Annotated in this window: 14 protein-coding genes; 9 read left to right on the top strand and 5 right to left on the bottom strand. The window is 72.0% G+C overall.

The features are described 5' to 3' along the window. The first annotated feature begins 180 nt into the window (after window positions 1-180). The 4 genes from GTY47_RS26295 to GTY47_RS26280 all read left to right on the top strand — a co-directional run bounded on the left by GTY47_RS26295 (window position 181) and on the right by GTY47_RS26280 (window position 4,915). Entirely contained in the window at window positions 181-720 is a 540-nt protein-coding gene (locus GTY47_RS26295) for a DUF309 domain-containing protein (protein WP_010044739.1), read from the top strand. 235 nt (window positions 721-955) lie between these two features. Further along, window positions 956-1,729 carry a precorrin-6A synthase (deacetylating) gene (gene cobF / locus GTY47_RS26290; RefSeq protein WP_010044737.1) on the top strand — a complete coding sequence of 258 codons (774 nt, stop codon included), beginning with the start codon at window positions 956-958 and terminating at the stop codon, window positions 1,727-1,729. An 81-nt stretch (window positions 1,730-1,810) separates the two neighbouring features. After that, complete coding sequence (locus GTY47_RS26285; RefSeq protein WP_010044735.1) at window positions 1,811-3,889, top strand: MDR family MFS transporter; 2,079 nt, start codon at window positions 1,811-1,813, stop codon at window positions 3,887-3,889. A gap of 225 nt (window positions 3,890-4,114) precedes the next feature. Further along, window positions 4,115-4,915: an HAD-IIA family hydrolase gene (locus tag GTY47_RS26280; protein ID WP_010044734.1), complete on the top strand. Its 801-nt coding sequence runs from the start codon at window positions 4,115-4,117 to the stop codon at window positions 4,913-4,915. On the opposite strand, the gene GTY47_RS26275 is transcribed toward GTY47_RS26280, so the two are convergent. Beyond that, entirely contained in the window at window positions 4,901-5,674 is a 774-nt protein-coding gene (locus GTY47_RS26275; protein ID WP_010044733.1) for a sulfite exporter TauE/SafE family protein, read from the bottom strand. The two genes, GTY47_RS26280 and GTY47_RS26275, sit on opposite strands and share 15 nt — an antisense overlap. Window positions 5,675-5,747: 73 nt before the next feature. Here GTY47_RS26275 and GTY47_RS26270 point away from each other — a divergent pair, with 73 nt between their 5' ends. Next, a complete protein-coding gene (locus GTY47_RS26270; protein ID WP_029181518.1) occupies window positions 5,748-6,488 on the top strand; it encodes a DUF6193 family natural product biosynthesis protein in 741 nt (246 codons plus the stop codon). Window positions 6,489-6,578: 90 nt separating this feature from the next. Here GTY47_RS26270 and GTY47_RS26265 read toward each other — a convergent pair whose 3' ends face one another. After that, on the bottom strand, window positions 6,579-7,766 hold the full coding sequence (locus GTY47_RS26265; RefSeq protein ID WP_010044732.1) for a thiolase family protein: 1,188 nt from the start codon (window positions 7,764-7,766) through the stop codon (window positions 6,579-6,581). Between the two features lie 182 nt (window positions 7,767-7,948). Here GTY47_RS26265 and GTY47_RS26260 point away from each other — a divergent pair, with 182 nt between their 5' ends. Genes GTY47_RS26260 through GTY47_RS26245 form a run of 4 tightly spaced genes read left to right on the top strand, consistent with a single transcriptional unit; the run spans window position 7,949 to window position 9,713 of the window. Next, window positions 7,949-8,206 (top strand): WhiB family transcriptional regulator, encoded by a 258-nt coding sequence (locus GTY47_RS26260; RefSeq protein ID WP_029181517.1) that lies wholly within the window; start codon window positions 7,949-7,951, stop codon window positions 8,204-8,206. Beyond that, the gene (locus GTY47_RS26255; RefSeq protein WP_010044729.1) at window positions 8,203-8,685 is read left to right on the top strand and encodes a DNA starvation/stationary phase protection protein; all 483 of its coding nucleotides are present in this window, start codon (window positions 8,203-8,205) and stop codon (window positions 8,683-8,685) included. The genes GTY47_RS26260 and GTY47_RS26255 overlap by 4 nt, the downstream gene beginning before the upstream one ends. Before the next feature lie 33 nt (window positions 8,686-8,718). Next, a complete protein-coding gene (locus GTY47_RS26250) occupies window positions 8,719-9,063 on the top strand; it encodes a DUF3140 domain-containing protein (RefSeq protein ID WP_010044727.1) in 345 nt (114 codons plus the stop codon). A 2-nt stretch (window positions 9,064-9,065) separates the two neighbouring features. Continuing rightward, the gene (locus GTY47_RS26245; RefSeq protein WP_010044725.1) at window positions 9,066-9,713 is read left to right on the top strand and encodes an endonuclease; all 648 of its coding nucleotides are present in this window, start codon (window positions 9,066-9,068) and stop codon (window positions 9,711-9,713) included. A 55-nt stretch (window positions 9,714-9,768) separates the two neighbouring features. Here GTY47_RS26245 and GTY47_RS26240 read toward each other — a convergent pair whose 3' ends face one another. The 3 genes from GTY47_RS26240 to GTY47_RS26230 are packed head-to-tail and all read right to left on the bottom strand — an operon-like array spanning window position 9,769 to window position 12,739. Beyond that, window positions 9,769-10,458, bottom strand: coding sequence for an SDR family oxidoreductase (locus GTY47_RS26240; protein WP_010044722.1), 690 nt, complete (start codon window positions 10,456-10,458; stop codon window positions 9,769-9,771). Next, on the bottom strand, window positions 10,455-11,336 hold the full coding sequence (locus GTY47_RS26235; RefSeq protein ID WP_010044720.1) for a cupin domain-containing protein: 882 nt from the start codon (window positions 11,334-11,336) through the stop codon (window positions 10,455-10,457). The genes GTY47_RS26240 and GTY47_RS26235 overlap by 4 nt, the downstream gene beginning before the upstream one ends. Next, window positions 11,333-12,739 carry an amidohydrolase family protein gene (locus tag GTY47_RS26230; RefSeq protein ID WP_010044719.1) on the bottom strand — a complete coding sequence of 469 codons (1,407 nt, stop codon included), beginning with the start codon at window positions 12,737-12,739 and terminating at the stop codon, window positions 11,333-11,335. Before GTY47_RS26230 ends, GTY47_RS26235 begins: the two co-directional genes overlap by 4 nt. Window positions 12,740-12,771: the final 32 nt, after the last annotated feature.

Here is a 12,771-nt window from a genome sequence, read left to right as displayed (position 1 = left end):
GTCCCGGTGCGCGCCCACCGCGGTGAACCGCGTGATCGCGCGAACAGCACTTTACCCCACGCCCCGGGCCGCACCGAAAATCGGCCCGGGGCGCGGGACAATCGCCGTATGGGCAGCACAGACAGCAGGGGAAGCTCGGAGAACACAGGAAGCACGGGAACCGCGGGAGCCCCGGGGCATATGGGAAGCACGAGGAGCACCTCCGCGGGCGGCCCGGCCGGCGCCCGGGACCGCGACAGCGAGGGCCGGGCGCGCAACGCCCGGCCGCGGGACGGCCTCGGCCGGCCCCTGCCGTACGACGCGCCCGGTGTGCCCCGGCAGCCCGAGGGCGTCGTCCGCACCCCGCAGGAGACCGTCACCGAGGCGCAGCGGCTGCTGGACGAGGGGAAACCGTTCCACGCGCACGAGGTCTTCGAGGACGCCTGGAAGTCGGGCCCGGACGTGGAGCGGGAACTGTGGCGCGGCCTCGCCCAGCTCGCAGTCGGCCTGACACACACCGCCCGCGGCAACCTCACGGGCGGGGCGCGCCTGCTGCGGCGCGGCGCGGGCGCGGCCGAGGAGTGGGCATCCGCCTCCGGCGAGGCGACGCCGCACGGAATCGACATCGGCAGCGTCGCCGCCTGGGCAAGGGAGCTGGCCGAGGAGGTGGAACGGGAGGGCAGCCCGGTGGACGCGGGGGCTCGGGCGCCCCGCTTGCGGGGTACGGACGCGGGGCGCTGAGGCTGGGGCCACAGGCTGGTGCCGTGATCTGGGGCGCCCGGCCCGGCCACCCGGTGCGGCACGGGCACGGGCACACGGCCAGGAGCGAGCACGGACGCGGCGCACCACCCGCGGCCAGCGGCCGCAGAGACGCAGCTCCGGCCCACAACACCGAGCAGGGGCGAGGGGCGCGCCGGGCGCGCGCTGGAGTGGGGCGCGTCGGGGGTTGGCAGTGGGGTGGGGGAGACTCGTCGGCGTGCGGAAGATTCATGTCATCGGTATCGGCGCGGGCGACCCCGAGCAGCTCACCCTCCAGGCGGTCCGGGCGCTGCGGAGTACGGACGTGTTCTTCGTCCTGGACAAGGGCGAGGTGAAGGCCGACCTCACCCGGCTGCGGCGGGAGATGCTGGACGCACACATACCGGACGGGACGTCGTACCGGGTCGTCGAGGCCCGTGACCCGGAGCGGGACCGGGCCGCCGGCGGCGCGGCCTACTCCCCCGCCGTCGGGGACTGGCGCAGCGCCCGCGCCGGAATCTACGAGCGGCTGATCGGCGAGGAACTCGGCGCGGAGGAGACCGGCGCGTTCCTGGTGTGGGGCGACCCCGCGCTGTACGACAGCACGCTGGGGATCCTGGAGGAGGTGCTGGAGCGGGGCGCGGTGGCCTTCGAGTACGACGTCGTGCCGGGCATATCCAGCGTCTCGGCGCTCGCCGCCCGGCACCGGACGGGGCTCAACCGGGTCGCCCGGCCCGTGCAGATCACCACCGGCCGGCGACTCGCGGAGGGCTTCCCGGAGGGCGTGGACGACGTGGTGGTGATGCTCGACGCCCACCAGGCCTTCCGGCGGTACGCGCAGGACGACGTCGACATCTTCTGGGGCGCCTACATCGGCACCCCGGACGAGATCCTCGTCTCCGGCCCGATCGCCGAGGCCGCCCCCCGCATCGAGCGGCTGCGTGCCGAGGCCCGTGAGCGCAAGGGCTGGATCATGGACACGTATCTGCTGCGCCGGCACCCCCGCGACTGACACGACTGGCGCGCACATCACCGGGCACCCGTGCGGACGTTCTGGCATGCGCACGTAGCCCACAGGTGTGAAGGTGACGTCGTGACCGTCGTGGAGGAAACCGCACTGCCCGCCTCCCAGCCCCCGGTGCTGGACACCCGTCGCCGCAACGTCGTCTTCGTGACGATCATGCTGGGGATGCTGCTCGCGGCCCTCGACCAGACCATCGTCGGCACCGCTCTGCCGACCATCGTCTCGGACCTGGGCGGGGCGGACCACATGTCGTGGGTGGTCACCTCGTACCTGCTCGCGGAGACCGTCGCGACCGTGCTGGTCGGCAAGTTCGGCGACCTGTTCGGCCGCAAGGTGGTCTTCCAGGTCTCGGCGATCGTGTTCATCACGGGCTCGTTCCTGTGCGGTCTGGCCACCAACATGTCGCTGCTGATCGCCTGGCGGGCGATGCAGGGCATCGGCGCGGGCGGGCTGATGGTCACCTCGATGGCGCTGATCGCCGACGTCATCCCGCTGCGCGAGCGCGGCAAGTACCAGGGCGCGATCGGCGCGGTGTTCGGTGTGTCCACGGTCATCGGGCCGCTGCTCGGCGGGCTGTTCACCGACCACCTGACGTGGCGGTGGGCGTTCTACGTCAACGTCCCCATCGCGATCGTCGTCGTCGCGGCCGCCGCCCGCACCATCCCGGTCGTGAAGGCGGTCTCCCGGCCGGTCATCGACTATCTGGGCATCGCGCTCGTCGCGGTCGGCGCCAGCGCCCTGATCCTGGCGACGAGTTGGGGCGGCAACGAGTACGCGTGGGGCTCGGGCGTGATCATCGCGCTGTTCGTGGGCGGGGTGACCGCCCTCGGCCTGTTCTGCTGGGTGGAGACCCGGGCGCGGGAACCGATGCTGCCCATGCGGCTGTTCGGCAACCCGGTGTTCACCGTCTGCTCGGTGCTGAGCTTCATCGTCGGCTTCGCGATGCTCGGCGCGCTGACGTATCTGCCCACGTACCTGCAGTACGTAGACGGTGACTCGGCCACGGTCTCCGGCGTGCGGACGCTGCCGATGGTGGCCGGGCTGCTCATCGCGTCGGTCTTCAGCGGCGGCGTCGTCAGCAGGACCGGGCGGTACCGGATCTTCCCGATCGTCGGCGCGCTGGTGATGGGCGCCGGACTGTTCCTGATGTCCCTCATGGGGCCGGACACGGGTGCGTGGCTGGAGTCCCTGTACATGTTCGTCATGGGTACCGGCATCGGCCTGTGCATGCAGGTGCTGACGATCGCGGTGCAGAACACCGTCGACTACGCCGACCTGGGCACGGCGACCTCCGGGGTGACCTTCTTCCGTACGCTGGGCAGTTCGTTCGGCACGGCCGTCTTCGGCACGATCTACACCAACGCGCTGGCGCCCAACCTCCGCGAGGGGGTGACGCTGGCGGCGCGGACCGGGGGCGTGGAACCGGGCGTGGTCGCCAGGGCGGCGACCAGCCCGGACGGCGTGCACCAACTGCCGCCGGCCACGGCCGCCCCGATCATCGACGCCTACGCCGACACCCTCCAGACCGTGTTCCTGTGGACGGTGCCGGTCGCCGCGCTGGGCTTTCTCGTCGCCCTGTTCCTCAAGCAGGTCCGGCTGCGCGACACCGCGCGGACGGGGTCGACCGACATGGGCGAGGGTTTCGCCTCACCGCACGGCGCGGACTCCCAGCGGGTGCTGGAGGCCGCCCTCGGCAAGATCATCGGCAGTACGGACCTGGACACCACACGCCGGATCGTCCTGGAGTCCGACACCCGGCTCGACGTGGCGGGTGCCTGGGCGGTGATGCAGGTCGAGCTGTTCACGCGCATGGTCGGTCATGCCAGCCTCGGGCTGATCGCCGCGCGGCGCCGGATGCCGCCCGAGGTGCTGCTGCCGGTCTTCGAGCGGATGGTCGACGAGGGGTTCCTGACCCGCGACGGCTCCCTCCTCTCCCACACGGAGGCCGGCGCCCGCGAGGCCGCGGTCATCAGCAGGGCCTGGGCCCGCTGGCTGGAGGACCGGCTGGGGCAGGACATCGGCCGCCCGTCGGACAGCGACCTGCGGATCGCGGTCGACGCGATCGCGAAGCGGCTGCTGGTGGAGGACCTGAGCCACGGGCTGCCGAGCGGGCCGGCGAAGGCACCGGCGACAAGCGGGGCGCGGTGAGCAGAGCGGAGCCGGGCGACATGAGCGGGGCCGGTGACATGGGCGGGTTTCCCGTGAGCGGTTTAAGCCAGGCGACACGAGCCACACCCGGCAACACCAGCAGGCCCGACGACCGAGACGCACCCGGCAACACGAGCGGGCCCAGGTGAGTGGAGCATGGCCGGGTCGGCGCTCCGGGACGGTTGCGGAGGGGCGCGTCCGGGTTCCGGTGGATATCGTCCCGTCATGGAGTCCGTGCGTGCCGTGCTCGTCGACATCGACGGAGTGCTGACCGTCTCGTGGCGGCCCTTGCCGGGGGCCGTGGAGGCGCTGCGGGAGATCCGGGAAGCCGGGCTCGCCGTGCTGCTGGTCACGAACACGACGTCCCGGACGCGGGCGTCGATCGCCGGGACGCTCGCCGACGCGGGGTTCCCGGTGTCCGCCGAGGACATCCTGACCGCGCCCGCCGCCACCGCCGCCTATCTCACCGAGCACTGTCCGGGCGCCCGGTGTGCCCTGCTGAACAGCGGCGACATCGCGGAGGACCTGAACGGTGTCACCGTCGTCGACCCGGCGGACTCCGGCACCGTGCCGGACGTGGTGCTGATCGGCGGGGCCGGTCCGGAGTTCGGCTACACGGCGCTGGACCGGGCCTTCGGGCATCTCCAGCGCGGGGCCCGGCTGGTGGCGATGCACCGCAACCTGTACTGGCGTACGGCCGAGGGGCTGCGGCTGGACTCGGGGGCGTTCCTGGCCGGGCTGGAGCAGGCCGCCCGGATGGAGGCCGAGATCACCGGGAAACCGGCCCGGGCGTTCTTCGAGGCGGCGCTCGCCCGGCTGGGCGCCGGTGCGGGCGAGGCCGTGATGGTCGGGGACGACGTCGAGTCCGACGTGCTCGCGGCGCAGCGGGCCGGGGTCACCGGGGTTCTCGTCCGGACCGGCAAGTTCCAGCCGGAGGACCTCCGCGCCGCCGGTGGACCGCCCGACCACGTGATCGACTCCTTCGCGGACCTTCCGGCGCTGCTGCGGGGTTCAGCGCAGCAGTAGTTGCAGGCCGCCGACGACCGTCGCCGCGATGACCAGCTGTTCGAACAGCCGCTGGTTGATCTTGTTGACCGCCCACTTGCCGAAGAACGCGCCGGGCACGACGAACACCACGAGCGCCAGGTCGAGGAGCAGGGAGCGGCCGTCGATCAGACCGAGACCGGCGCTGAAGGGCAGCTTGGAGACGTTGACGATCAGGAAGAAGAAGGCCGACGTGCCGAGGAAGCCGAGCTTGCGGAAGCCCGCGGACAGCAGGTACATCGACATCACCGGGCCGCCGGCGTTGGCGACCATGGTGGTGAAGCCGCCGAGGACGCCGTAGGAGCGGGCCTTCACCCGGCCCGCCCGGCTGGTGACCGACTCCGGCTCCTGTTCCGCCTCCGCCACCCGCCTGCGCCAGACCGTCACCGCGGCCATCAGCAGCAGGATCGCGCCGATCGAGGTCCGTACGATCGCGTCGTCCGCCCACATGAGGAACACCGTGCCGACGACGACGCCCGCGGCGACTGCCGGGAACAGCCGCCACAGCGTGGGCCAGTGGGCGTGCCGCCGGTAGGTCGCGACGGCGAGCAGGTCACCGGCGATCAGAACCGGCAGCAGCACGCCGGTGGAGGCGCGGGCGGGCAGCACCGCGGCGAAGATGGCGAGGCTGACCGTGTTGGCCCCGCTCACGGCGGTCTTCGAGAAACCGACGAGCAGGGCCGCGAAGGCGAGTGCGGCGAACTCCCAGCCGGTGATGTGCCAGAGCGTCATCGTGTTCATGCGAGCACTGATGCTATGTGCAACGAACCGGGGCTCGCAGGGCCGTCTCGCCCGTCGGGCACAATCAGCGGCCGTGACCACACCTCCTGATCCCGCCGTGCTGTACCCCGATGTCGCAGCCCGCGGCAGCCTCGCGGCAGCGCTCCGGGCCGAAGCGGAAGGCTGCCTCGACGCCGTCGCCGTCACGTCTGCGGGTTCGGCTCCGCTGCTCCACGCGACGGTCGCCGGCGTCCTGCCCCACCGCGAGCCGCTGCGGATCAGCGCATGGCTGCACGAACGGCGCTGGTCGGTCCGGGGCGAGGAACGGTTCCAGGGCCTGCCTCTCGTCGACGGCAGGACGGACGACCTGGCAGAGGTCGCCAGGGCGGCCCGGGCGTGGCACGACGGGGCGGCCCTGGAGGACATCCGCCGGTCGGCACCTTTCGTGCACCTGACCGGCCGGTTCGATGTACCCGACGACGATCCCGCGCTCCTGACGGAATCCGAGTGGCAGGGCGTGCGCCAGGAGGCGAGCGAACTGGAGTACGCCTGGCAGAAGGCGTACCAGGCGCTGATCGAGGCGGCGTACGCCGAGCCGGCGCTGCGCGCGCTGTACCCGTTCACGAGCCACTGGGCGCTGCGCTTCTCGACCACGACACGGCCGCGTCTGACCGTCGTCGGGCCGTGCCTGACCGCGGGCAGCGACGGCATGTACGGAGTGGGCAGGGGCTTCGTCACTCCCGACCTCGGCCTGTTCGGGACAGCGCGGGAGGCCGTGGCGCTGGCCGTGCGCCGGCTGCCGACCGGCCTCGGCCCGACCGCTCTCGGCGGATGACTCCGCCCGGCGACCGGCCTGCTCGGCAGCCCGGCAACCGACCACTGACACCCGCTGAACGGTGCCGGCTGAGCGGCTCGGCCAGGGCGGCTACGCCCGCTCCACCAGCAGCGCGCTCCCCTGCCCCACCCCGACACACATCGTCGCCAGGCCCCGAGCCGCCCCGGTTCGCCGCATCCGGTGGAGCAGCGTCGTCAGGATGCGGGCGCCCGAGCAGCCCAGCGGGTGGCCGAGGGCGATGGCTCCGCCGCTCGGGTTGACCAGGTCGGGGTCGATGCCGAGCTGGTCCACGCAGGCCAGGGCCTGGGCCGCGAAGGCCTCGTTGAACTCGGCCTCGTCCAGGTCGCCGATGTCCCAGCCGGCTCGGGTCAGTGCCTTGCGGGTGGCGGGGACCGGGCCGATGCCCATGACGTCGGGGTGGACACCCGCGGAGGCTCCGGCGACGTAACGGCCCAGGGACTCCAGGCCCAGCTCGTGCAGGGCGTCCTCGCTGACCAGGAGGAGACCCGCGGCGCCGTCGTTCATCGGGGAGGCGTTGCCCGCGGTGACCGTGCCGCCGTCCCGGAAGACCGGCTTCAGCCGGGACAGCTTCTCGTACGAGGTGTCCTCGCGGACGCACTCGTCGGTGTCGACGACGACCCCGTCAGGGCGTTCCACGGGCAGGAGTTCGTCGTCGAAGTGGCCGTTCTTGCGGGCGAGGGCGGCGCGTTGGTGACTGCGCAGGGCGAAGTCGTCCTGGCGTTCCCGGGGGATGCCGTACCGCGCGGCGACCTCCTCCGCCGTCTCACCCATGGAGAGCAGGCCGTGCAGGTCCCGCATCGCGGGGTTGACCAGGCGCCAGCCGAGGCGGGTGTCGGCGGTCTCGATGCGGTGCGGCAGGGCCTCGTCGGGGCGGGGCAGGACGAAGGGGGCGCGGCTCATCGACTCGGAACCGCCCGCGATCACGATGTCGGCCTCGCCGGCGGCGATGGTGCGGGCCGCCGTGGTCACCGCCTCCAGGCCGGACGCGCAGAGGCGGTTGACGGTGGCGCCGGGCACGGACTCGGGGAGGCCGGCGAGCAGCGCGGCCATGCGGGCGACGTTGCGGTTGTCCTCGCCGGCCTGGTTGGCGGCACCCCAGTAGACGTCGTCGATCCGGGCCGGGTCGAGTGCGGGCGCGTCGCCGACCAGGGCGCGGACGACGGTCGCGGCGAGGTCGTCGGGCCGTACCGGGGAAAGGGATCCCCGCAGCTTGCCGATGGGGGTGCGGCGGGCGGCCGCGAAGTGGACGGGACGCACGAGAGGACTCCTCACACCACTTAATTAGCACCGCTAGTTTCGAACTATAGACCCTTGGTCCGCACCCTGTGAAGATTCCGGGGGCAGAAGCGCCCCTCAGGGGCGTTATCGCAGGCCAAACAACCGGTCTGTGTGCTTCCGCATCGGGTTTGCCCCCGGGGCGCCGGGGCACCCGCGCGTTCATGGAGTGGTTGCGGAGTGCCGCCTGTGTGGACGAGGACCCCGAGTTGTTCTTCCCCGTGGGCACGGCAGGTCCGGCCCTGCGGGACGTCGACGCCGCGAAGCGGATCTGTGGGCGCTGCCCGGTGACCGACCAGTGCTTGAGCTTCGCGCTGAGCAGCGGCCAGGCCGCGGGCGTGTGGGGCGGAACCTGTGAGGAGGAGCGCGACGCACTGCTCCGGACCACGAGGAACGACGCGAGAAGGAGAAGCGCCCTATGACGGCTGTGCGGAGCACACTGCCCGACGAGGCCCGCCGGGTCTCCTGCGAGGCACTCCAGGACACCCTGGTGGATCTGCTCGGACTCTCGCTGATCGGGAAGCAGGCGCACTGGAACATCGTCGGACCGCGGTTCCGGTCGATCCACCTCCAGCTCGACGAGGTGGTCTCGGCCGCGCGGAACTTCGCCGACACGGTGGCGGAGCGGTCCGCGGCTCTCGGCGTCCCGCCGGACGGCCGGCCCGAGACCATCGCCAAGGCCTTCACCCTGCCCGCCCCCAAGGAGGGCTGGGTGCGCGACTCGGACGCCGTGCAGGTGATGGTGGAGTCCCTCCAGGACGCCATCGGCCGGCTGCGCGAGCGCATCGACGCGACCGAGAAGGCCGACCTGGTCACCCAGGACCTGCTGATCAGCATCACCGCCGAGCTGGAGAAGCAGCGGTGGATGTTCGACGCCGAGAACTTCCCCCGCGAGAGCTGACCAGCGCGCACGTACGTACGGAAGGGGCATGTGATGACCGACGCCCTTGAACTCGACGCGCTGTGGGAGGACTTCCACCGCGTGGTGAACATGACCTCGCAGGAGCTCGCGGCCTGGTTGCGGATGCGGGACGCCGACGAGGACGCGGAGCCGCTGCCCGACCAGGCGGGTACGCAGACCGGGCAGCACGTCCTGGCGATCCTCCAGAAACGGCGCACCGACCTGACCGAGGACGACCTGCGGGTGATGCGGAAGGTCGTGGACACGGTGACTTCGCAGGTGGACGTGGAGAACGAGCCGGAGCCCGAGGTGACGGCCGAGGACACGCGCCGCCGGCGTCGGCTGATGACGGTCGGCCACGATCCCCTCAAGGGGTAGTCGTGGACCGGCAGGAGCGCGTCGTGCGCGAACTTCTCGACGCGCATGGCCGGACGTACGCGGACGAGGCGGGCATCCGGCTGAAGGACACCCCGCAGCCGCTGTACCGGCTGCTGGTGCTGGCCCATCTGCTGAGCGCCCGCATCCGCGGCTCGATCGCGCTGGCCACCGCCCGTGCCCTGCACGAGGCGGGGCTGCGCGACCCGCGTCGCATGGCGCAGGCCGACTGGCAGGAGCGGGTGGACGCGCTCGGCCGGGGCGGCTACCGGCGCTACGACGAGCGTACCGCCACCCAACTCGGCGATGCGGCCCAGCTGTTGAACGAACGATGGGGCGGGGATCTGCGACGGCTGCGCCGCGAGGCGGACGGCGAGGTCTCCGAACTGCGCCACCTGCTCCAGGAGTTCCCCGGGATGGGCCCGGCCGGTGCCGACATCTTCCTGCGCGAGGTACAGGGTGTGTGGCCGGAGGCCGCCCCGTACCTCGACGCCAAGGCCCTCCAGGGTGCCGAGCGGCTGAAGCTGCCGAAGGACCCTGACCGTCTCACCGAACTGGCCGGGCGGACCGATCCGGCCGTCCTCGCCGCGGCGTTGGTCCGGGCGGCGGTGGACAAGGACGTCGCCGAGGACACGCTGCGGCGGGCCGCCTGACCCCTGCGGGCCGCCTGGCCCCTGTGGCGGGCCGCCTGCCCCTCCCGGCCCGTACTCATCCCAGCAACCATCCCCCGTCCACGGGCAGTTCCACCGCGTTGACCGACCGGTTGCGCAACAGGAAGTCGACCGCGTCCACCACGTCCGCCATGGAGGCCAGGCGCCCGGTGGGCGTCTCGGTGCGCAGCACGTCGAGGACCTTCTCCGGTTTGGCCTGCCAGTACGGGCTGTCGCCGACGATGCCGGGATGCACCGCGTTGACCCGGACGGGAGCGAGTTCGACCGCGAGGGAGTTCATCAGGCCCCGCACACCCGCGTTGACCGTCGCCACCGTCGTCGCCCCCGGATAGGGGCGTTCCTTGGCCTGGCCGCCGAAGAGCACGATGGCGCTGTCGTCGTGCAGCCGGGACCGCAGCGTGTGCACGACCTCGGTGTAGCCGACGAGCTTGAGGGTGACCAGCCGCAGCGCGGCGTCGATGTCGTACTCGTTCACCTTGTTGTCGTCCCGGGAGACGCCCGCGAGCACCAGATGGTCGACGCGTCCCAGGCCGGCCAGCGACGCCGCGATCTCCAGCGGCCGCGCCAGGTCGAGGGCGATACCCCGGGCGCCGAACTCCTTGGCGATCAGGTCGGCGCGGTGGGCGTCACGGCCGGTCAGGACGACTTCGTCGCCACGCTCGGCGCGGGCCCGGGCGAACGCGAGGCCGATGCCCGACGTGCCGCCGACGACAAGGACACTGCTCATGGCCCCTCCTCCAGCGCGTGGCGCAGATAGTCCCAGTCCCTGGTGAACCGGTACGCGTGCCGCGACGGTGGCTGCGGTGCCTGGGTCTCCAGCCACCGCAGGGGCCCCTGCCCGGCATTGACGAACCCATGCACACAGCCGGCGCCCGCCCATGCCAGGTCCCCGGGCTCCAGCCGGTACCGCTCCCCGTCGAGGGTGGTCTCGGCGACGCCCTCCAGGATCAGGTACGTCTCCTCGAAGGGGTGGTCGTGGGTGCCGATGACGCCGTCGGACGCGTACTGCACCATGAACATCGTCGAGCCGACCGCGCCCAGGTCGCTGTCGACCATCATCTTCACGGTGATGCCGCTGTAGACCAGGAGCGCGGTGCGCATGCTCGCCGTGACGGCCAGCAGGTCCTGGGACTGCTTGCCCGGGTCCATCTGGCCGGGCTCGAAGTGGCCGAAGGAGCGGGTGCGCGGGTCGCGGACGTCGACCCGGACGGGGGCGCGAACGGGCAGGTCCGGCACCGTCTGGGTGTCGTACCCGTAGCGGGCCCGCGGCACGGGGGCGAGCATGTCCGCCCAGCGGCCGCCGGTGCCCCCGGCGCCGCGCCAGGCGTGCGGGACACCGATCGGCAGCAGCCCGTAGTCACCCGCCTCCAGCAGGTACGAGCCCTCGGGCACGTCGAGGACCACGGCCCCGTCGAGGATGTGGAAGCTCTCCTCGTACGAGTGCACATGGGCGGGAACCCGGCCGTCCGGTCGCAGTTCGCACAGGCCGAAGCCGGTGTGCACACTGCCGTCGTCCTCGCCGACCAGCGTCCGCCGCCGGTGGCCCAGGGCGTCGAACGGCGGCTCGGGTGATTCGGTCGCGCGGCGCACCAGGTGGTTCGTCATGCCGTGGCCTTCTCCCCCGTCTCCCCTCGCTCGCCCTTGTCGCCCTGCTCCCCCTTCGCCTTGTTCATCTCCTTCACCGCGAGGAGCCGGTCGCGGGCCTGCGCGACGAGCCGCAGCGCGCGCCCGGTGTCGGCGAGCAGCCTGCCGTCGCGCTTGCGGATCACGCCGTCGACGAGGACGGTGTCCACGTTGGACACGTCCGCGCACAGGGTCACCGCGGCCGCCGCGTCGTGCACGGGCGCGACGTTCAACGCGGTGGCGTCGATCGCGACGATGTCGGCGCGCTTGCCGGGGGTCAGGGAGCCGGTACGTTCCTCCAGGCCCGCGACGTGGGCGCCGTTGAGCGTGGCGATCTCCAGCATCTGACGCGCTGTCAGCATGGTGCTCGGGACGGGCATGTTGGCCTGCCAGCAGTCGGCGTTGACGCGGGCGCGTTCGGCGCCGAAGGCCGCGCGGATCTGGGTGAACATGTCGCCGGGCACGGTGGTGACGACGTCGATGCTGAGCGACGGCCGCAGACCGTGTTCGATCGCCTGCATCACGGGCGGCCAGCCGTGCCCCATCTGGAGCTCCACCTGCGGCGCGACGGACACCGTGCCCCCGCTGTCGGCGACCATCCGCCACTCCTCCTCGCTGAAGTAGCAGCAGTGGACGTAGGTGGTGTCCGGGCCGAGGAGCCCCATGCCGTGGAGCTGCTTGACCATGCCGAAGCGGCCGGCCAGCCGCCCCATGGCCACGTGCACGGTGATCGGGATGCCCAGTTCGCGGGCGAGGGCCCACTCGGCGGCGACGACCTCGTTGACGCAGAAGCCGGGTCCGCGGGTGGCGAGCCCCATGGTCAGCAGGCCGTCGTCCGACGTGAAGTGCGTCGACCGGATCCGCCGGACGTCGTCGGCCGGTATCGCGATCCTGCTCTCGAACCAGTAGTCGGCGAGGGAGGTGTTGGCGCTGCCGTACGCGTACTGCGCGCGGATGCCGGACTCCGCCAGGCCCTGGATCGCGGCGTCCGGGTGGTCCGGGGTGTTGTTGATGTGCGACCAGTCGACGAGCGTGGTGATGCCGGCGTTGAGGCACTCCAGCGCGCCCGCGAGGTTGGCCGCGTAGACGTCCTCCGGGGTGTACAGGGGTGCGAAGGTGTCGAGGATGTCGACGAAGTAGTCGTCGAGGGTGGCGTCGGGTGCGACACCCCGGATCGGCGCCTCCCAGGTGTGGCGGTGGGTGTCGACGAAGCCGGGGATCACGATGTGGCCGCTCATGTCCAGGACTTCTGCGTCGGCGCTGATCTCGGGCTCGACGGCCGCGATCCTGCCGTCCTCGACGAGGACGTCCCCCTGGGGCAGATCACCGACGGCGGGGTCCATCGAGATCACGTGACCGGAGCGCAGCAGTGTTCTTGTGGTCATCGCGCTTCCTCCAGGGGTGTCGGTGCGGAGTC

This window comes from Streptomyces sp. SID5464 (assembly GCF_009862985.1).
GTDB lineage: Bacteria > Actinomycetota > Actinomycetes > Streptomycetales > Streptomycetaceae > Streptomyces > Streptomyces chartreusis_D.
This window is presented reverse-complemented; position numbering and strand designations above follow the sequence as displayed.